Origin of the sequence: Vibrio sp. 10N.222.49.A3 (assembly GCF_041475145.1) — a bacterium.
In the GTDB taxonomy this organism is placed as follows: Bacteria; Pseudomonadota; Gammaproteobacteria; order Enterobacterales; family Vibrionaceae; genus Vibrio; species Vibrio tasmaniensis_A.
Genome location: NZ_JBFRVM010000115.1, coordinates 15,740 through 36,217 on the forward strand (window position 1 = coordinate 15,740; position 20,478 = coordinate 36,217).

14 protein-coding genes are annotated in these 20,478 nt (G+C 42.9%); 7 read left to right on the forward strand and 7 right to left on the reverse strand.

The window, feature by feature from the left end:
* Positions 1-33 precede the first annotated feature (33 nt).
* On the reverse strand, positions 34-3,192 hold the full coding sequence (locus AB4589_RS18760) for an Ig-like domain-containing protein (protein WP_371728219.1): 3,159 nt from the start codon (positions 3,190-3,192) through the stop codon (positions 34-36).
* A 198-nt stretch (positions 3,193-3,390) separates the two neighbouring features.
* On the reverse strand, positions 3,391-6,537 hold the full coding sequence (locus AB4589_RS18765; protein ID WP_372101482.1) for an Ig-like domain-containing protein: 3,147 nt from the start codon (positions 6,535-6,537) through the stop codon (positions 3,391-3,393).
* A 261-nt stretch (positions 6,538-6,798) separates the two neighbouring features.
* Between AB4589_RS18765 and AB4589_RS18770 the strand changes: the two genes are divergently transcribed.
* A complete protein-coding gene (locus AB4589_RS18770) occupies positions 6,799-7,989 on the forward strand; it encodes an amino acid aminotransferase (RefSeq protein WP_009847051.1) in 1,191 nt (396 codons plus the stop codon).
* Between the two features lie 122 nt (positions 7,990-8,111).
* Here the strand turns inward: AB4589_RS18770 and AB4589_RS18775 are convergent, their stop codons facing one another.
* Positions 8,112-8,753 carry an outer membrane beta-barrel protein gene (locus AB4589_RS18775; RefSeq protein ID WP_009847052.1) on the reverse strand — a complete coding sequence of 214 codons (642 nt, stop codon included), beginning with the start codon at positions 8,751-8,753 and terminating at the stop codon, positions 8,112-8,114.
* A gap of 150 nt (positions 8,754-8,903) precedes the next feature.
* Between AB4589_RS18775 and AB4589_RS18780 the strand changes: the two genes are divergently transcribed.
* Complete coding sequence (locus AB4589_RS18780) at positions 8,904-10,793, forward strand: DUF294 nucleotidyltransferase-like domain-containing protein (RefSeq protein WP_009847053.1); 1,890 nt, start codon at positions 8,904-8,906, stop codon at positions 10,791-10,793.
* Between the two features lie 5 nt (positions 10,794-10,798).
* Positions 10,799-11,515 (forward strand): 3'-5' exonuclease, encoded by a 717-nt coding sequence (locus AB4589_RS18785; protein ID WP_012604226.1) that lies wholly within the window; start codon positions 10,799-10,801, stop codon positions 11,513-11,515.
* 128 nt (positions 11,516-11,643) lie between these two features.
* Here AB4589_RS18785 and AB4589_RS18790 read toward each other — a convergent pair whose 3' ends face one another.
* From AB4589_RS18790 to AB4589_RS18800, 3 genes are all read right to left on the reverse strand, one after another.
* A complete protein-coding gene (locus AB4589_RS18790) occupies positions 11,644-12,336 on the reverse strand; it encodes an MOSC domain-containing protein (RefSeq protein WP_371728222.1) in 693 nt (230 codons plus the stop codon).
* A gap of 66 nt (positions 12,337-12,402) precedes the next feature.
* Positions 12,403-13,497 carry a 3-phosphoserine/phosphohydroxythreonine transaminase gene (serC, locus tag AB4589_RS18795; RefSeq protein WP_065680232.1) on the reverse strand — a complete coding sequence of 365 codons (1,095 nt, stop codon included), beginning with the start codon at positions 13,495-13,497 and terminating at the stop codon, positions 12,403-12,405.
* Between the two features lie 163 nt (positions 13,498-13,660).
* Positions 13,661-14,923, reverse strand: coding sequence for a DUF945 family protein (locus AB4589_RS18800; protein WP_102249848.1), 1,263 nt, complete (start codon positions 14,921-14,923; stop codon positions 13,661-13,663).
* A gap of 183 nt (positions 14,924-15,106) precedes the next feature.
* Here AB4589_RS18800 and AB4589_RS18805 point away from each other — a divergent pair, with 183 nt between their 5' ends.
* The 3 genes from AB4589_RS18805 (at position 15,107) to AB4589_RS18815 (ending at position 18,454) form a co-directional block, all read left to right on the forward strand.
* The gene (locus AB4589_RS18805; RefSeq protein WP_372091833.1) at positions 15,107-17,050 is read left to right on the forward strand and encodes an ATP-binding protein; all 1,944 of its coding nucleotides are present in this window, start codon (positions 15,107-15,109) and stop codon (positions 17,048-17,050) included.
* Positions 17,043-17,540: a response regulator gene (locus AB4589_RS18810; RefSeq protein ID WP_371728225.1), complete on the forward strand. Its 498-nt coding sequence runs from the start codon at positions 17,043-17,045 to the stop codon at positions 17,538-17,540. The genes AB4589_RS18805 and AB4589_RS18810 overlap by 8 nt, the downstream gene beginning before the upstream one ends.
* A gap of 359 nt (positions 17,541-17,899) precedes the next feature.
* A complete protein-coding gene (locus AB4589_RS18815) occupies positions 17,900-18,454 on the forward strand; it encodes a hypothetical protein (protein ID WP_372101485.1) in 555 nt (184 codons plus the stop codon).
* Positions 18,455-18,580: 126 nt separating this feature from the next.
* Here the strand turns inward: AB4589_RS18815 and AB4589_RS18820 are convergent, their stop codons facing one another.
* Positions 18,581-19,162 carry a TfoX/Sxy family DNA transformation protein gene (locus AB4589_RS18820; protein WP_009847061.1) on the reverse strand — a complete coding sequence of 194 codons (582 nt, stop codon included), beginning with the start codon at positions 19,160-19,162 and terminating at the stop codon, positions 18,581-18,583.
* Positions 19,163-19,517: 355 nt separating this feature from the next.
* On the opposite strand from AB4589_RS18820, the gene AB4589_RS18825 reads away from it, so the two are divergent.
* Entirely contained in the window at positions 19,518-20,438 is a 921-nt protein-coding gene (locus AB4589_RS18825) for an HDOD domain-containing protein (RefSeq protein ID WP_012604233.1), read from the forward strand.
* The last annotated feature ends 40 nt before the right edge of the window (positions 20,439-20,478 follow it).

Genomic DNA, 20,478 nt, shown 5'->3' on the forward strand with positions numbered 1-20,478 from the left:
ATATATGCTGGTTTTTTTAGTTTAGAAGAAACACTATCTTAGTAGTTGTACACCACCAAGAGCTACACCTGGGTTCTTCCCTTTGCTATCCAGATTTTCTACTTCATATACCCATTTTAGGGTCGTGGTATCGTCTGGTAAATCAACTTGGTGAATACCGTAGCGGCCTACCTTAGTGCCTCTAGGTACACTGACTGAAGAAGAACCGATAGAAGGTAAGCTAGACCACTGATTCCCTGATTTTGCTAACGCGCCATCAATAATATTGTCACCAACGCTATATGCCTTCCATACTTCAGTGCCATTCGCGAATAATTTAAGCGTACCTTTTGGTACGTCTTGAGCACCAGTCCAGCCTTTTCCAATAACAGCGGCTCTAAAACGAATGGCCTTCCAGCTTTGTCCGCTTTCAGCTGTAACTGACACTTCAGGCTTTTTATCTTCACCACCAAGGTAGAGGTGACCTTCCCAGTTAGTGATATCGGCAGGGTTTTGTGTCCAACTATGATTAAATTGGTCAGTTGTATTGCCATCATCCCAACCAAACAGACAATCCCCATTCTTAGTGACTGTACATTGAGGGTAATTAGCACCAGAGTTTGCTTCAGCATAACTGAAAGATAAGTTCTGAATACCCGTTTTGAGTGAGTTACGAACAGACCATACTTTTCCGGTTTTACCATCAAAATCAATGCGCCAATATAAAACATCGCTTGCTGGGTCTAGATTGACAGTGTGCGAACCTGAAGCAGCAGAACTAGCACCTGATTGAACTTCTAACCAAGTGCTATTATCTGTACTGGTATACACTTTGTAAGCACTTGATTTAGATACTTTCCAAGTGAACTTATGGTTACCCTTGAATGGGAACGATTGTCCATTATATGGTCGCGGTGTATACGCATACTTTAAGCTATCATTAGCAAGTGCCACCATGTCACCATCAGACAAAGCAAATGAGCGCATCTCGATATTATCAACCAAGATATTACCTGCTTTTTGCTCAGACTTTATATTAGCTGTAGCATCTTTGCCTGCATCCATCCAAGGCTTAGAAATGATCAACCCTTGGCTTGTGCCCGCAGACAAACGGCTACCCGCCCCCCAAACACCCGCATAACCATCAGCCAACTCCATATCATCGCTTTCTTCTTTACTGCGACTGTAGTTGTTAACTAGCGTAGCTTGCTTTCCATTAACCCAAATAGAAACTTTTTGAGTGGTACGATCAACACGCACTGCGACAGTATTCCATTGACTGAGGTTAAGTGCCTCTTTGGTTGTAACAGACACCTTTCTAAGGTCACTTCCACCCGCATAAGCAGCAAGTTGACGCGAAATCATGAACCACTCTAGTGTTCCTTCGTTCGTTAACTTAAGTTGGAACCCATCAACCCAAATGCCCTTACTAACGAGATCAATTGGATGTTCTAGCTTGACTTTAGGTTTCACTTTGAGTGACAAAGTAAAATCGTCTTCACCGAAATCGAAATCATGTCCGTAGTGGAACTTATACTTATAAGATTCCTGAACATCGTTCTCTAGTAAGTTAGATTTTACTGACTCGTAAGCACCTAGTTTTAGTGTTTTCGAATTCGCGTAACCTTGGTTAACCCAAACTTCAGAAACTTCCTGCTTACTCGACTCTTTTACAACAGCAACTTGTCCTGCCAATCCTGTTTGAGCGTTCACCATCCATAAGTCATCAACAGGTGCGTCTTCAAAATCGAAACGAGCATATAGATCTGGAGTCGTAACCTTGACATGAACAACGTCACGATCGAACAGTTTCTTGCCATCAGTAATGATGTAGTGGAACTCATCCTCACCAATAAAGCCTTTTGGTGCTTTATAGGTGACTTTCCCATTTGTGATACTGAGCTCAGCACCTTGTGCCGAGTATTTATCAACGTTGTGGATAGAAATCTTATCGCCATTAGCATCTACGTCATTTTTCATGACATCTAATGCCGTCGTGCTATCACGTTTTACACTAAAGTGGTCAATTTTAGCCGAAGGAGGCAGAGGGTAATCCGCAGGTCCAACAAGATTTCTTCTTAGACGGTTATTTTTATAAATATTGAAATTGATATCGTCAACGTGCGCTTCACCACCTTGAATTCCGTGGCCTTCAGCAGAAGTACTATGCCCTGTGCCTAAGTAGTGCGCGGTTTCATGCAATACAACGCCATCAGCACCAATGATGTCACCTGGAGAGCGAACAATACTTCCGAAGTTTACACCTAGAATCCAGTTACCTTTCAGCCACAACATTCTATGTTTAAGGTCCCAACCTCGCGTTTTTCTTTGTTCATCCCACCATTTTATAGCAGCGACTCTAATGGGTTCATTCTCGTGTTGGTACCCCCAAGTCTTACAAGCGTCATGAGAAGCGCTTTTTTTACAAGTTTGGTAATGGTCGTCCAGATAGCCCCAAGTTTCTATCAACACATCATTGACAGAGAAACGTAACAAAGCATCTCGACTCAAAACATAATCAACCAAGTTAATGTAGTAGTCGACGAGCACCATCGCATCATCCAAGTTGCTATCCGCTTCTTGAACAAACGCTTGGTAAGAGACATGAACTGCCACTTTTACTTTGTGCAGCTGAACTTGCGTTTTGTCTTTAGCAATTAAGTTATCTAAACCCGATGTTGGTGCACTCGGGTGCTCATCTACGGTTTTAATTGCTTTTTGCATGTTGTCTAAAATTGCAGACTGCGGCGTAACCGAAGCTAAGTTTTGAGCTGTTGCTGTTAGCTTCTTAGCGGAAAGACCGCTTATGATGTCCGCTTTTTCAATTGTCCATACTCTTTGACTACCACGGAACGCTGTCACATAGAGTTTATTTTTACTGGTCAGTGCGGCAATAACTTGCGTATTCTCATCACTGGTATCAACACCACGATAAACACGAATCGCTGGCGTATTAATAGTACTGGATGGTGCATTCCCATTAATACGGTGATCCCAAAGATATACTTTCATATCGGGCTCCCTGATCGAGTAACGATGGAGCTCTAACGTACGCTTTTTACCATTAACCGTAATTGCCACTGAAAGATCTGGGGGTGATGCTTTCGTAGGGTTGTAGACCATAGGTTTATGGCCTTCGTTTTTGCTATCTTTGCACCCACCAGCCATGACTACCGCTAGTACCACAAAACATAGACTCAGTATTTTATTCATTCTATGTGGTTCCCTTATATCGACCAGTCTAAAGATGAATAAAAACCATAGTAATAGCAATGAATTACGTTGAACAAAACAACGCCAACGTACAGCCTATCAAAGGACTGTCTTTCAAAAGGGAGCGTGATTTAACTATGTAAATAAAAAAGCCCAGCGTACAAATACGCTGGGCTATTAAAGTTTAAAAGAAAAGTACTACCTTATTAGTTGTACGCCTCCTATAACGGCTCCGGGGGTCATTCCTTTGCTATCTAAGCGTGAGCTTTCATATTCCCATTTGAGCTGTGTGACATTTGCAGGGAGATCAATAAAGTGAACGCCATACATATCAGATTTCACTTTACGAGGTACACTTACTGCATAGGTACCGATAGAGGGGAGTGACGCCCACTCTGTACCTGCTTTAGTCCAAACCTCATCACCGATATTATAAGCTTTCCATACTTCCTTCCCATTTGCATACAGCTTCAGTGTACCTGAAGGGTAATCGTCCGCACCGGTCCAACCTTTGCCCGCCGCAGCTGCTCGAAAACGAACACCAGACCACTCACCGGTTGGAGTATCAACTTGTAAGCTCAACGTTTTTTGTTTACCACCAAGATATATATGGCCTTCCCAGTTAGTAGTCCCGCCGTTGTCAATTGTCCAAGTATTACCATATAAGTCGTTATAACCATTTTGCGTTGCTGGCCAACCAAATAAGCAGGTTACACCTGATTTGACTTCACAATCAGGTATTGCGGCACCGTTACTAATTTCAGAGTGACTGAATGCGACTTCTTGACGACCATTAACTAGATTATTTCGAACCGACCACACTTCGCCGACAGAACCGTTCACGTCGACACGCCAATAAAGCGCCTCATCGGAGGCATTGAGCGCGACAGTATGTGAACCCGAACTACCATTACCAATTTTTTCAGTAGACCAAGACTTTCCATCACGGCTAATCATTAACTTGTAAGCCGATGACTTAGACAATTTCCAGCTCAGTGTTTTGCTTCCTGAGAAAGCAATGCCTTCACCATTATATGGACGCGGTGCATAAGGATACACATAATTGTTGTTGGTCAATTTTGATATCTGATCATCTGTAAGTGCAAATGACCTCAACTCTACGTTATCGATACGCAAATAGCGGCTCTGGCTTTTTTGTAACTCCTGCTTGTGTACTTCGTCCGTATCCCACCATGCTTGCCCGATAGTCAAACCTTGACTGATACTTGACGCTCTTCGGCTACCTCCGCCCCATAAACCAGCATAACCTTTAGGAAGATTAACCTCATTTTGCGCTTCATCGACAAGCGACTGTTTAACCCCATCAACCCATAAGCTTGCTTGATTCGTTGTTCGGTCAACTCGCACAGCAATTGCATGCCATGCGCTATCAGCAGGTAAAGGTGACTCCGTCATCATTGTTACAATGCGGTAATCAGTACCGCCTTTATGCATAGCGTATTGACGAGACTTCATGTACCACTTTAGTTTTCCATCTTTCAGTAGTCGTAAGTGGTAGCCTTCTCTCTCCATTCCACGGTTAACCAAATTAATGTCATGAGGAAGTCTAGTTCCAACTTTCACTTTCAATGAAACCGTGAAGCTATCATCACCGAGATCAAATGCATGACCGTAATGAGTATTATATTTAAACGACTCAGGTACATCGTATTTGCTTTTGATTGACCTTACCGCTTCATGAGCGCCCAGCGTTAATGTCTTTCCATAGGAATCGTTAGTCACTGATTGTGAGTAATCAACCCAAACATCCTTCCCTGAACGCCAATCACGACTAACATGAAGCTGACTTGCTAGTCCGGTCTGTTCATTAGGAATCCAAAAATCTTCAATCGCGCTTTCAAATCCGAATCTAGCGTACAAACCAGGGCTTGTTACTCTTAAATGAACCTCTTCACGATCATACAATTGTTTTCCATGATGCTTAGTTGAGTCAGTGATTTGATAAAAGAACGAATCTTCTCCCACAAACCCTTTCGGTGGGGTATAGACCAGTTTATCTCCGACGATCTTAACTTGACCGCCTTGAACGGTAAGCGAGTCCACTTTATTTATCGATATCGAATCACCATTTGCATCAAAGTCATTTTTCAACACATCTAATGTTTTCGCTGTATCACGCAACACACCAAAGTGATCAATTTTAGCCGATGGGGGTAACGGGTAATCAGCAGGGCCAACAATCGCTCGTCTGGCTACACGGTTTTTGTAACCGACAAAACCAATATCTCCCACGTGCGCTTCACCACCTTGTGAGGTTTCTTCCTCGCCACCAGTATGGTGCCCCGTACCTAAATAGTGTGAGGTTTCGTGTAAAACAACACCATCCGCTTGAATCAATTGACCCATCGAGCGAACATAAGATCCCCAGTTCACACCAACAACCCCACTGCCTACCAAATCAATCATGCGATGTCGAACATCCCAATGGCGCGTTTTTCTTTGGGCATCCACCCAACGTCGTGTTGCGTTTTTAATTGAGGTATTCTCATTTTGGTAACCCCAGTCTTTACATCTATCGTGACTGCTGCTCTTTATACAGTTATTGTAGTGACTCCTTAAATGCCCCCATGTTTCAATAAGAACATCTTGCATAGAGAATCGAATTAACGCATCACGACTATACACATAGTCCACTAAGTTTATGTAGTAATCAGCTAAAACCATAGCATCATCAAAGTTACCGTCAGCTTGCTCTTTAAAAGTCTGGTAACTAATTTGAACAAATGCATTTATCTTACTCAGTTTAATGTCTGACATATTTGTTGGTAAGATATTGTCTAGACCCGAAACTGGGTTATCCGGATTTTTGTCTATTGGCTTAATCGACTTCTGAACCGCATCTAATATACTGTTTTGTCGAGACACAGAAGAAAAGCTAGACTTCAACGGTTGGATAGTACCCGCTGATTTACCACCAGTTACCGCTGCATCCTTGATCGACCAAACTCGGTGGCTACCACGAAAAGCCGTTACATATAATTTATTTTTAGTGGTAAGAGCCGCTATAACTTGAGTATTCTCATCACTCGTATCAACGCCTCGGTAAACACGAATGTCCGGAGTTTTAATAGTACTCGAAGGGGCGTTCCCGTTAATACGATGATCCCATAGATATACTTTCATATCGGGCTCACGAATAGAGTAACGATTCAGCTCTAACGTACGCTTTTTTCCATTAACAATAATTTCAACAGAAAGCTCTGACGGTGATGCTTTCGTTGGCTTATAGACCATAGGTTTATGGCCTTCATTTTTGCTATCTTTACAGCCCCCAGCAGTGACCACTGCTAAAGCCACGAAAAACAGACTCAGTGTTTTCTTCATTCTAAAGAGTTCCTTCATGTTTACCGCCCTAAACATGAACAAAAACAACATTGTTAGCAATGAATTACGTTAAACAAAACCGCATCGACGCACAGTCATTTCAAATGGAAATGCCAAAAAATTCCATAAATCAAATTTTCGAAGCTGTTGGTTATAAATCGTTTTAATAAATTCTAGGTTTTGAGTTGTAACAACCTTGTATGAAAGGTATAAATACCGGAGTTATTATTACCTCCCTCTCAATTGACATGGATGAAGATTATGTTTGAAAAAGTGTTAGCAGCTCCCGCCGATCCTATTCTCGGCCTTACTGAAGAATTTAAAAAAGACTCTCGTGAAGAGAAAATTAACCTTGGTGTTGGCATCTACAAAAATGAAGATGGTCAAACGCCAGTACTTAAAACAGTAAAGAAAGCAGAAGCTGCACTTCTTGAAAACGAAAAAACCAAATCTTACCTAACGATTGAAGGTACCGCTGAATACGGTCTAGCGGTTCAGAAACTGCTTTTCGGTTCAGATGCAGAGATCGTAACGTCTCAACGCGCTAAAACAGCACAAGCTCCAGGTGGTACAGGTGCACTTCGCGTAGCGGGTGAATTCATCAAGCGCCAACTGGGTGACGTGAAAATCTGGATCAGTAACCCAACTTGGGCTAACCACAACGGCGTTTTCGCTGCTGCCGGTATCGAAACAGCTCAATACAGCTACTACAACGCTGAAACCAAAGACAAAGACTTCGCAGGCATGGTTGCTGACCTAGAGAAAGCTTCTGAAGGCGACATCGTTCTTCTTCACGGCTGCTGTCATAACCCAACAGGCATCGACCCAACAACTGAAGAGTGGGAAGTACTTGCTAAGCTAGTTGCTGAGAAGAAACTGCTTCCTCTATTCGATTTTGCCTACCAAGGTTTTGCTAAAGGTGTTGAAGAAGATGCAGCTGGCCTGCGCATTTTTGCTCAATACAACAAAGAGATTCTTGTTGCTAGCTCGTTCTCTAAGAACTTCGGCTTGTACAACGAGCGTGTGGGTGCATTCACTCTGGTTGCAGAATCTGCAGACGTAGCAACAACAGCGTTCTCTCAAGTTAAGAGCATCATCCGCTCTATCTACTCTAACCCACCAGCGCACGGCAGTGCTGTCGTTACTCACATCCTTGGTGATGCTGATCTACGTGCTGAATGGGAAGCAGAAGTAGCAGAAATGCGTGACCGTATCCAAGAGATGCGCGAGCTATTCGTAACGACACTGAAATCTGAAGGTGTTGATGCAGACTTCACATTCATCGAGCGCCAAAACGGCATGTTCTCTTTCTCTGGTTTAAGCAAAGAGCAAGTAACTCGCCTGAAAGACGAATTCGCTATCTACATTGTCGGTTCTGGCCGTATCAGCGTAGCGGGCATGACGAAGTCAAATATGGGTCCTCTATGTAAAGGTATCGCTGCGGTTCTTTAATCGAAAAAGAAACCTGCACTTGCAGACCAATAGATATGCAAAAGCCAGCTATTAAGCTGGCTTTTTTGTGTCTGTCTCCTTTATATGTCAGTTTTTAAGACGCTTAGTCTATATATCGCTAACTAATACTCTAGGAAGAACTCTACACCTAGCTCGTTAGTGCGTTCACTACGAATCTTACCTTCGCCATTTCTGTGTTGATAAGAGCCACCAATCGCAAACTTGTTGGTCACGAGATAACGTAAACCCACGTGGTAAATTTCTTCATCAAACAAGTCACTTCGGTTCACTTGCACACTACCGTTAGCAATCCAACGTTTCGCAAAGCCATAGTTGAGTTCGGCTTTTATCCCTTGGATAAACTCCGTGTCTGACGAGCGAGTAATGTTAGTTCCATTATCTTCGACTTCCCCCTTAGTAATACCAAGCAGGTAGTAAGCCACTATATCTAGATCTCGCTTAATACTGTAACGGTACCCAATGCCCGGCATAAGGGTATCCATTCGAGTTGTTGATTCATCTGGGTGAATGAAACGAGCACTGTAGTCACCCAACAATAGCCAATCATCCGTTATCGCATAGCTAATACCTAATCCATAGGATGATGCATTGTTATTGCTGCCTGCATCTTCATTCAAACTTCCCGAATGAGCGGTGGCGTATATATGGTCATAATCAAGAATATCCACACGGTGAGTTTCGGCCCACGAACTTGAAGAAAACATAAAAATTGCAGACACTAAACTAAGTTTCCACTTCGGCATTCCTATCATCCTTTAACTGTCACCCTATTATTTGAAAGATTAGTCTATCCCTAAGACTTTAAAAAGGTTTTAGCTCACAGATTGATTTGTGACGGCAAAATATTATCAAATGTTGTACCATGAAATCATACAAACCAATGGATGATCATTATGGATGCTGAGTTATTAGAGATTCAAAACTTTCTGGCACAATACCCCCCTTTCACAGAACTCCCAGAGGAGATGTTGGCGAAAGTGACCAGTAGCGTCGAAATTTCTTATTACCGCCAAGATACCCCTATCATTCACTTTGGTGATCAGATTAACGACCTTTACATTGTTCGAAGCGGCGAAGTAGAAGTCTATCGTCGTAAAGGTGAGCTCTATAACCGGCTGGATGAGGGACACTTATTTGGCCAAATGGGGCTACTCACCAACAATAAAGTTCGCTTCCCGGTAAAAGCAACAGAAGACACCCTACTCTACTGTATCCCTGAACCTATTTTCCAAGAACTCTACGACAACTATGATTCATTCGCTGACTTTGTCGAAGTAGAAGATAATGCGCGACTGCGTCAGGCTAACTCAGACAGCAACGACGCTAACGATCTAACCACGTCAAAGGTAAAGACGCTGCTGACTAGCGAAGCGCCAATGATCGAAAAAACACGAACCATCCAACAAGCTGCTACCATGATGGCACAAGATAATGTTTCATCTTTGCTGATCATCGACCCGGATATTGTTGAAGATGATGAAGACGATTCGACGCCCGTTATTGGCATCATTACCGACCGTGATCTGTGTACCCGAGTTTTAGCAGAAGGACTCGATCCATCGGATGAAGTATCAAGTGTAATGACAGCAGAGGTTATCTCGCTCGATCATAATGCCTATGTCTACGAAGCCATGATGACCATGCTTCGCTACAACGTGCATCACCTACCAGTACTAAAAGATAAGAAGCCTATTGGTATTATTGAAGCGACCGATATTGTACGTTACGAATCTCAAAACTCGCTGTTATTGGTAAGCAGCATCTTCCAACAGCAAAGCATCGAAGATCTTAAAGTCCTTTCTGAGCAAGTAAAAGACAGCTTTGTGCGCTTGGTTAACGAAGACGCCAACGCCCACATGGTGGGTACCGCAATGTCGGTAATTGGCCGTAGCTTTAAACAACGAATTATTGAACTAGCCGAAGATAAACTCGGTAAAGCGCCGATCCCTTATTGTTTCCTCGCGCTCGGCTCAATGGGGCGTGATGAGCAGCTGCTCGTTACTGACCAAGATAACGCAATTATTCTTGATGATACCTACGATGAGAAAAAGCACGGTAAGTACTTTGAAGAGCTGTCGACCTTCATTTGTGATGGCTTAGACCAATGTGGCTATGTGTACTGTACCGGTGACATCATGGCCACTAACCCAACTTGGCGTATGACACGTCGACAATGGGAAGAATGCTTCGCTGATTGGATTGATGATCCAAACCCGAAAGCACTGCTGAACGCCTCTATCTTCTTTGATTTAGATGGTGTTTATGGCCGCTTAAAATGGGCAGAACAGTTAAATAGTTTTATTGTAAGACGTGCGCGTAAGAACAACCGTTTCTTGGCGTGTCTTGCTCGTAACGCACTCAACCGAACACCGCCTCTGGGTTTCTTTAAAGATTTCGTAATGGAGAAAGATGGTCGTCATAACAACTCGATCAATCTTAAACGTCGTGGTACCGCACCACTTGCCGATCTAATCCGTGTTCACTCTTTAGCAGTCGCATCTCGCTCTAAGAACTCATTCGAACGTTTAGATGACATTATCGACGCAGGTATTTTGCCAAAAGGTCGAGCTCAAGACTTGAAAGATGCGATGGAATTCATCTCTTTAGTTCGTATTCGCCACCAAGCACACGATGTCGACAACAACATTGAGCCTGATAACAACATTGAGCCAGAGAACCTTTCTGACTTCGAGCGACGTAACCTGAAGGATGCATTCCAAATATTAAGTAATGCGCAGAACTTCCTTAAGTTTCGTTATCAAGCCAGCAATAAGTTTAAGTAGGCGCTATGAACAAACTATTCAGATCACCTGCAGTCGATTGGCCATTTAAGTTTGCTCAGAAATTGGAACGAGCGAGAGACGAGCGCTTAAAACAATTTTATAGCCAGCCTCTTCCTGCACCTGATACGCCATTATCAGAAGTGACTTTCTTAGCTGTCGACTTTGAGACAACGGGTTTAAACCCAAACAAAGATGGCATCATTACCATTGGTCTAGTTCCGTTTACGCTAAATCGAATCTACCTAAGACAAGCCAAGCACTGGACCCTGAGACCAAAGCAGAAATTGGAAGAAGACTCGGTTGTTATCCATGGCATCACTCACAACGACATCATTGATGCGCCAGACTTAAGTGAAGTATTAGATGAGATCTTAGAATCAATGGGCGGCCATATCCCAGTCGTTCATTATCGCCGCATCGAGCGTGATTTCTTGGATAACGCGTTGAAGGTCAGATTAGGTGAAGGAATTGAGTTTCCAGTCCTCGACACGCTCGAGATTGAATCTCAAATCCAAAACAAACTGGCCGGCGGTCTATGGAATAAACTAAAAGGTAAGAAGCCTGCGTCAGTAAGGCTTGGTCAGAGCCGTCGTAGATACCACTTGCCTGACTATACTCCGCATCATGCGTTAACTGATGCGATTGCGACAGCGGAGCTTCTACAAGCACAGATTGCGCACCATTTTAGCCCTGATATGCCTGTTAAAGATTTCTGGTTATAGCTAGATAAACTAGTCGCTGTTAGTTACTGACTAATAAGTGCTCACCTCAGAACTAAAAACGCTCACATCTTCTAGATAGTGAGCGTTTTGTTTTGCGCATGATTGTCTTTTAAGCATGAATAGAAAGTCTACTCGGCTGTCGGGCCAACCAATCTCATTTCCCAATCTTCAACTTCGCCAGTTTGAAGTCGACGTTCTACGAGCGTGCCCCAAGATTCCACTAGAGGCAGCTCCGCCAATTCTCTAAGCTCTTGTTTATCCAAACAACCCGTGAACACCGCACCCATAACCCGGCTTAACGTCCATTCTGGGTAAGGTCTTTCACACAGGATAATCTCGTCGCCGGAGCCGATATCACCCTCTTCCAAAACACGGAAGTACCAGCCAGTTCGAAGGGTGTCTTGTAGCCTTTTCGCCATATCATTTTGATCGAATCGTACATTGAGCTTCCAACAAGGCATACGACCTTGTGAAACTTCCAGCAAGGTTGAACCAATTCGAATCTTATCTTTTAAACAAATGGAAGCTTCAGTCACCCCACTTGAACTTATGTTCTCACCAAATGCACCTTCAGATTGGAAGATTGCTTTGTCGCCCAACTCCTCCTGCCAAATTAAGTAGTGCTCGCTTGGGTAGATATGAAGGGCTTTCTGAATACCACCATGAAAGCGAGGGTCGCCTTGCTCATCGTTAATAAATCCAAGCTCAGTGGTGTATTGGCGCTCAGATAAAACCTGCTTATTGATAGCACTCTGTGTACCGTGAGCAAAAGCAACAACCTTACCGCCCAAAACACTGTTTACTGTACCTAACTTCTTCATACCCTTCCTTTTCAGCAAGTAAAAAAAGAGAAGCTTTCGCTCCTCTTATTGTGAAATACGCCTTAATTAAGCGTATTTCTCTTCAAAGTCTTTCATGAAGCTGACTAATACTTGCACGCCTTCCAGAGACATCGCGTTGTAAAGTGATGCTCGCATCCCACCTACCGCTCTGTGGCCTTTTAGTGATTTCAGACCAGCAGCATCAGCCAACTCTAAAAACTTAGCATCTAGCTCTGGTTTCGCTAATTGGAATGGCACGTTCATTCTTGAACGGTTTACTGTATGAACATCGTTTCTGTAGAAAGCTGAGCTATCAATCGCATTATAAAGCAGCGCAGCTTTCTCTTTGTTCACTAATTCCATCGCTTCAACACCACCTTGAGCTTTCAACCACTTGAATACGAGGCCTGATAGGTACCAAGCATACGTTGGCGGTGTGTTGAACATTGAGTCTTTTTCAGCAAGTACTTTGTAGTTAAGAATGCTCGGCAATACGTCGTTTGCTAGCTCTAGCAGATCATCACGCACGATAGCAATGCAAATACCAGCAGGGCCTATATTCTTTTGAGCGCCAGCGTAGATAACACCGTACTGAGACACATCGATCTTACGAGACAGAATGTTAGATGACATATCCGCTACGATTGGCTTATCCGTTTGAGGAAGCTCACTGATTTCAATACCATCGATGGTCTCATTTGGACAGAAATGTACATACGCCGCTTCCGGGTCGATTTTCCAATCTTTAGCTGGAACAACCGCTGCTTTGCCATCAATTGACGCCTTGGCGTTGAATACATCGATTTCGCAATATTTGCTCGCTTCAGTCACTGCACTTTCTGCCCAGTAACCCGCATCAATGTATGTCGCTTTCGTCGCGTCACCTAAAAGGTTTAGAGGAACAGCAGCGAATTGAGCACGAGCGCCCCCCTGACAGAAAAGAACTTTGTAGTTGTCTGGGATGTTCAGAAGATCACGTAGGTCCTGTTCGGACTCGTCAGCAACTTGAATAAATTCCTTGCTGCGATGGCTGATTTCCATCACGGAAGTCCCTAAACCATTCCAATCAATAAAGTCCGCCTGCGCTTGTTTCATTACCGGTTTAGGCAGTGCAGCTGGGCCAGCACTGAAGTTGAATACGTTATCTAATGTAAGTTCCATGGGGATGATTGCTCCTGCTAAATAATAACTATGCAAGTAATACCATGTTTTACCCAACATAAAAACAACAAAAGAGGTCTTAAGACCTCTTTTGTTTTGTACCGTATAAAATGTTTAAGCTGAACCTGCTAAATCACCCTATCAGTATTCAAGCCTGTTCTGTTTATTGAACAAAAACCGGCATAAGTAGAGCGATTAATGGAATTTCTTGTCCATTTTCGAACACTAGGTTTCCATTTTCTAAGTCAGCGCTGATTTCATAACCACTTTCTGTTTCCTTGATCATTTCCATCACAAGCAATTCATCAATACCTTCACGGATGAATGGGTACTCTTCAACAAGCTCATTTGAGAAGCTAGAGTGAACGTTACCCTTTAATGCAGGTACAATCATCGAAGGATTACTGCTGATGTTTTCGGTTCCTTCCGGTACGCTCACTAACCACTTAGATTCGAATTGACCCTTACCTAGATCTAACGACATATTGTTCATTGAAAGGTCGAAGCCTTTAGCAAACAGGATATCGATAAATGGAATGATCTCGGCAACGTCTTCTTGCGTCATTACTGGATTAGATTGGTAAATCTCAAAGATTTTCTCAAACGATTCGCTATCCAATTTCGACATTTCGAAATCGACGTTTAGGTTGTTCAACTGGCCTTCACTGGTCTCGATGTTTGCGATATCCAGCTTAAGGTTGCTGCGCAGACGCTTAGTCGCTTCATCTAGATGTGATTCAAAATCGTACTTAGAGTTTTCAATGGTCATGAAAGGCTGCATTGCAGAGTCTGTAACCAAGAAGCTATCGATAGTAAAATTCTGAGAACCTAACCAGTAGCCTTTCGCTTGTTGACCTGAACCTACACCTTTTAGGTTTGACAGTGTTACCTCTTCACCGGTTTCAAAATCAATTTGAACTGAAGGGATTGAAAGCTCGTAATCAACTTGCCCTAAAACAGTGGCATGGCCAGACAGATTCGATTTCGTGATTGATACCGAAGTACCATTCTCATCAGAACCTTGATGATTGAACTGGCTTAACTCGAAGTTAAAGTCAGTGTTGCCGTTTAGCTCAGTGCTAGTCGTCAGAGTTAGAGGCAGAATATCAGTATTATCAAACGTCGACAGTGCATTCAGGCTCACCAAACCGTGGCTAACCGCACTATTGATGACAAACTCACTCGGCAGCCCATCAATCGCGAGTTGTTCTTTCAGGTTTTCATCGGTCACAGTTAGGCGAGTAGTTACGTTAGAAGACAGGTAACCTCTATCGTACTCCACGATCTCCGCTTGAATGCTTGAATTGTTAAGCTTTGCAACACCATCGGTAATGGCATTTTGTCCAATTTGGCCAACCGCTAGTGGCCAACAAAGTGCCAATGAGATTGCGCCGCCAATTGCACCAATTTTTCTTAACTGTTCCATGAGTTCTCTTTCTACACGTGTCTGTTTTTTTTAGTCTAACCCATCAGTAGCAAACAAGAAACATTGAGTTAAATCAGTCTATTGCTCGATACTTCGATTGCCTCAATAAATTAACGGCTAGCTCTCATCCTTATTCGGCGGTTCTTGCTAGGCTAGAGACGTCGCTACTATTAAGGTTGAGCTGTGAATCAATACGCTGTTATCTGTTTGGACAATAATCCGGTTAGCATTGAAAGAATACGTTCGGAGTTGGCTCCGTTGGCTTCTGTATTCGATATTTATACTGCCGAGAACATAGAAGACGCGCATCACGCATTAGAAGATATTCATGATCACAACCAAACCGTAGCCTTGGTGATCACTCATCATCATTCTGAATTTAATGGCGTGCAATTTCTGATTGAACTCGAACAGCTGCCCCATAGTAATACCGCAAGAACGATATTAGTCAGCGCTTCGTCAGACATTCAATCCATTCTAACCGCTGTAAATGAAGGCAGGCTCAACCACTGTCTAACCAAGCCAGTTCAAGATCAGGTTCTATTCAAATCAGCGCAAAAAGAGCTAACGTCTTTTGTCATCCAATACGACTCAGAAAACCTGCTCTCTTACAGCGATGCATTGGATCAACAGCGCTTACTCAGAGCGCACATTGAACAAAAGATTCACTCTTTCCAATCGGGTTTCATTCACGATTACCACCAGCTTTCTGACAATGCCCTTGCTGAGCGTGTCGTCAGTGCTCTGCAGGATGTCTTTTCAAAAGATGATAAAACCAAGGCCATTCGTGATTATTCACCAGAGCATCTGCTGACGGTTGAGGGCGAAGATAATCGCTTTCTTTGGTTAATTATTGAAGGTGAAGCGGCGCTCTATAAAAAAGATGAACTGGGGCAGCAACGCGAAGTTGTGCGTCACTCTAAGGGCAATATTGTCGGAGGGATGTCATTCGTGACGGGTGAGCCTTCGTTTTCTACTGCGATTACTCTGACTCAGACCCAAGTCATCAAACTGGATAAAGATAGCTTTGCTCAAGTGATGCATTCAAACAACACTCTGCTGCCGCTGTTTACCAATCTACTACTCCGTCACTTTAACCGACGATTACAAAGAAGCATCAACAATAAGATCCAGCTTCAGCAAACGCTAGAATCGTTGGAATCTGCACATCAACAATTGATAGAGAAAGAGAAGATGGCGATGCTCGGCCAACTCGTGGCGGGTGTTGCACATGAGTTGAACAACCCGATTGCAGCGATCTTGCGAAGCATTGAAACCTTGTCTGAACATCTCGATCAAATACTCGAGAACTCGGCACTCCCAGAATCGAATAAAGGGACTGACGTGCTGGCGCATTCAAAGTTAGCCAAGCCACTATCAACGGCTCAAGAAAGACAACTCGTAAAGCACCTCACCTCTACTATCGATGATCGTGCGCTAGCCAAAAAAGCTGTGAGACTAAACCTAAGCCAAGACTCGGCGGTTCTAAACACATTAAAAGAGTCCCCTGTCGCAGGCAAAGAGCTACTTAATGACTTAGAGCATTATCACTATGTTGGAAACTCTATCCGCTCAATTCAAGTTTGCAGCAAACGTATTGCCGATATGGTCAAAAGCCTAAAAAGCTATGCCCGAGAAGATGAAGAGGTTCGCCACTACGCGGATGTTCACGAAGGACTTGAAGATACCTTAGTGATCTTTGAAAACAGGCTCAAACACCACCAACTAGAGAAGCATTACGACACCGACTTGCCGCCTCTATTGTGCCAGTCGCTCTCGCTGCAACAAGTGTGGACCAACCTTCTCTCTAATGCACTTGATGCTCTTTCAGAGCGAGGTAAAGTCTCTATCACCACGTTTCAAAAAACTAAAGGTGACGACACGTTTCTTGTGGTGCAAATATCGGACACTGGACACGGTATCGCCAAAGAAGACATCAACACTATTTTCAACCCAAACTTCACGACAAAAAAAGAAGGCAACTTCGGTTTAGGGATTGGGTTATCCATTTCTCAACAAATCGTTTCGGCTCATCAAGGTTTTATTTTGGTGGAGTCTGAGGTAGGCAGCCATACACACATGCAAGTGTGGCTTCCATTCAAACAAGAAGGAGCACCTCATGAATAAGTACCTAATTTTATGTGTCGATGATGAGCCAGAGGTTCTCAACAGTGTCCTTCAAGATTTAGCACCATTTGAAGACAATTTTATTGTTGAAGGAGCCGAATCGGTCGATGAAGCTAAGCAAGTGATTAAAGAAATGGGACAGGAAGGTATTAAACTCGCCTTAATCTTGTGTGACCACATCATGCCTGACAAAACGGGTATCGATTTTCTTATCGAACTTAACCAGCACGACTCTACAAAGCCAACACGCAAGCTGCTGCTCACCGGGCAAGCTGGGCTAGAAGATACCGTCACAGCAATTAACAACGCGGCGCTTGATTTTTATATTTCAAAACCTTGGCAAGGCGATCAACTTAGAGACACGATTACTCAACAACTGACAGACTATGTCATTGCAAACGACAAGCAGTTGTTAAACTGGACTTCCATTTTAGATACTGAGCGAATACTGACATCAATGTCAGACAAGCGAACTAGGCTCAGTGAATAGCGATAGGTTGGTAAATAGAGGTTGTTTGCTGAATAGTGATTAGATGATGAATAGCGATTAGTTAGTCGCGATGCATCTTTGACACTAAGTGTATTTTGTATAACAGCGAGTAAATTAAGTGTATCTAATAGTTATCGATAACAAGTGAATGGATACTAGATTTTGTTAAATAACCCTAAAACATGAGATCTCTGTAACAGAGCAGTACTTTACTTGCTTGTTTTTTAGCTAAATGACAAATGAATTGCATTTTTATGGGTTATTTTTCCGCGAGTTAGATTAAACTGTCTCAATGTTTATGGTTTGGCTATTTTTTATCAAACCAAAGGGATCAACACTAATAAAGGTTTACGGTCGTTATGCGCAAAATTTTACTTACTACCGCTATGCTATTGGCTTCTAGCCAAGCACTAGCTGTCGATGGACAACCAAATGAACAAGCACAAGTAATGAGCAACTTTAGCTACGATTACTTTGACGCTCGTATCGGTGCGAGCCCAATTACATTTGGTGGTGCGTTCAGTAAGTCAATCCACCCGAATGCTCACGCAGTAGCGCGTATCGATTCAGAATTTGAAGGCGATTACGACTCTGCTGTAGGTCTTGGTTTCCACGCTCCAATTAACAACTGGGCAGATCTAACGGGTGAAATGCTAGCTCGTATAGTTCAACCAGCAGCGAAAAGCTCTCCTGATGTTGGTATGGAATTCAACGTTGGTGTTCGTCAATGGCTTGGCCCACAACTAGAAGTTGGCGGCAAAGGCGGTTACGTTTCTATCGATGATAAAGATGATTGGATCGGTTCTGCTTACGTGCGTTTCCACTCTACAGAACTATTCTCTCTAGGTGCAGAAGTTCGTATCAATGATTTCTACGGTGAGCAGTTAATGTTCACGACTCGTTTCAAGCTTTAAGTAAAACGAGAAAGCTCTTAATAAGGGCTTAGCCTTTAAAACGGGCTAGATAGAAACAAAAAAACCGAGGAAATCCCTCGGTTTTTATATATAAAAAGTAATCTTATGCATATACAGGCGATATCTTTAGTGGCAGCTCTTTAATAATTGCTGCTTGCGTGGCTCTTGTAATAGTTTCCAGTGAATACCATCAATTGCACCCGCAAACTTCCAAAGTAATTTTAGGTCAACATCGTTTCCGTACGCTTCGCGAACCTTATTAAACACTTCAGATGCACCCAACTGCATAAACATTGAAACATCATCTACTCCAGCCTTTTTAACCATGCGTTCTAACGTCAGTTGCATGTTAGGCAAGTCCCTTAATCTACGGCTAGCAGATGATTTTTTGAAGCTACGCTGCTGAATTGAATTATCGATTGAAGTACGAATAATACTATCCAATTCAGGATGCTCAGACGTAAAGAGATCCGTGATGTCGTAGTAATTCACGGTCGCTGTCGTCTGCTTTTTTACGTGACGATACTTTTCACAATCAAGCCCCGTCAGCTTTTTATCTAATAACTTCCCACCTCGAATGAATACACAATCTTCACTCAACAAAGCGAACATAGCGTCATTTTGAAAGAGGCCAATACCTCCAAACATAGAGCGCTTTTGATGTTCACCAAATTGATTCACGTAATTAATAAATGCTGTCTCGGTCATATCCGTTGATCCTTAATCAAATTACCCCGATTAGGTTGATCGCCAGACAAGCAGCTTTTTATGCGAAAAATTTTAAATCTATTTAATGTTTAGGTGAATATTATGGTTTCGTTTGTCACCTTTGAAATAAATGATACTTCGAAAAGAAAAATAAGTCAGGGCGCAGCTCACATCAATCAGTTGAATATCCTTGCTTTTAATGATTTACATCACATTAAACTATCAAATCACGCCAAGAATTTAATTCTTAATGATACCCCCGTTCAAGTTATCAAAGCTTATGTGGTTCGATGAGTATTGCCTCGCAGCATCGCGGCTTGTAAAATGGTACGACATACATGTTCTTACTCTTAATATGAATCATTTATCATTTTTCTGGCTACCACAAAATAAAGCTCTTCTCCTTAAGGGCCTAGAATCCGAGTTTGCCCAACTTGTTGGACATTCCATCTCAGCGGGAAAAATAACTCTTCCTCCGATTCCTGAGGTTGTACTTAAAATTCAAAAGCTTTGTACTCTTGAACCAACAGGCGTCGCCGAAGTTGCCGAGTGCTTACTTGAAGACCCAGGGCTGACAGCAATCGTGATCAGAGTTGCTAACTCAGTTGTCTTCAACAGACGCAATATTACTTGTGTCGATGTTATGACGGCCGTATCGCGTCTTGGCATATTGAGAGTGCGTGACATTGTCACGGCCCAGGCTATTGAACAACTTAAACATTCCGTCAATTTGAATAAAGAGTGCAACGAGCTATTGGTTCAGAGCGCTTCTGTATCAAAAGAACTCGCCGCAACTATGGTGTTAGTCACTAACCTATTTAAAGAACTATCCCCTACTGAATACCGTTATCTAGAACATGAAAAATCACTACTTGTTGGGTTACTTGCAGACATTGGCTTGTTCTGTTTGGTTAGTGAATATCACCTCTACCTAGACAACGGGAACTATTTAGATCACGACATCGCACTGCAAATATTCCAAGGCCAATGTTCAGCAACCAGTAAGTTGGTTCTTAGACGCTGGGGTTTCGACAGCGACTTTATCGATGTGTGCAGCAACACCATTAATAATCACGAAGAGCGCGAGGTGTCTTACCTTGATATTGCGCGAATAGCTAACCACCTACTGATGTTTAGAAACAAGGATGAGAACATTGATGAGCACGAAGTAGAACTAAACGTGACAGGAGCGGAAGTACTTTATAAATTAAGCAACTTGAGCAAACAGGATTTTAATGCAAAGCTAAGTGACGTGATCAATACTAGCGGCTTCTAAGTTACTGTTAAATTGCTAGTAAATGCAATATGAAGTGAAT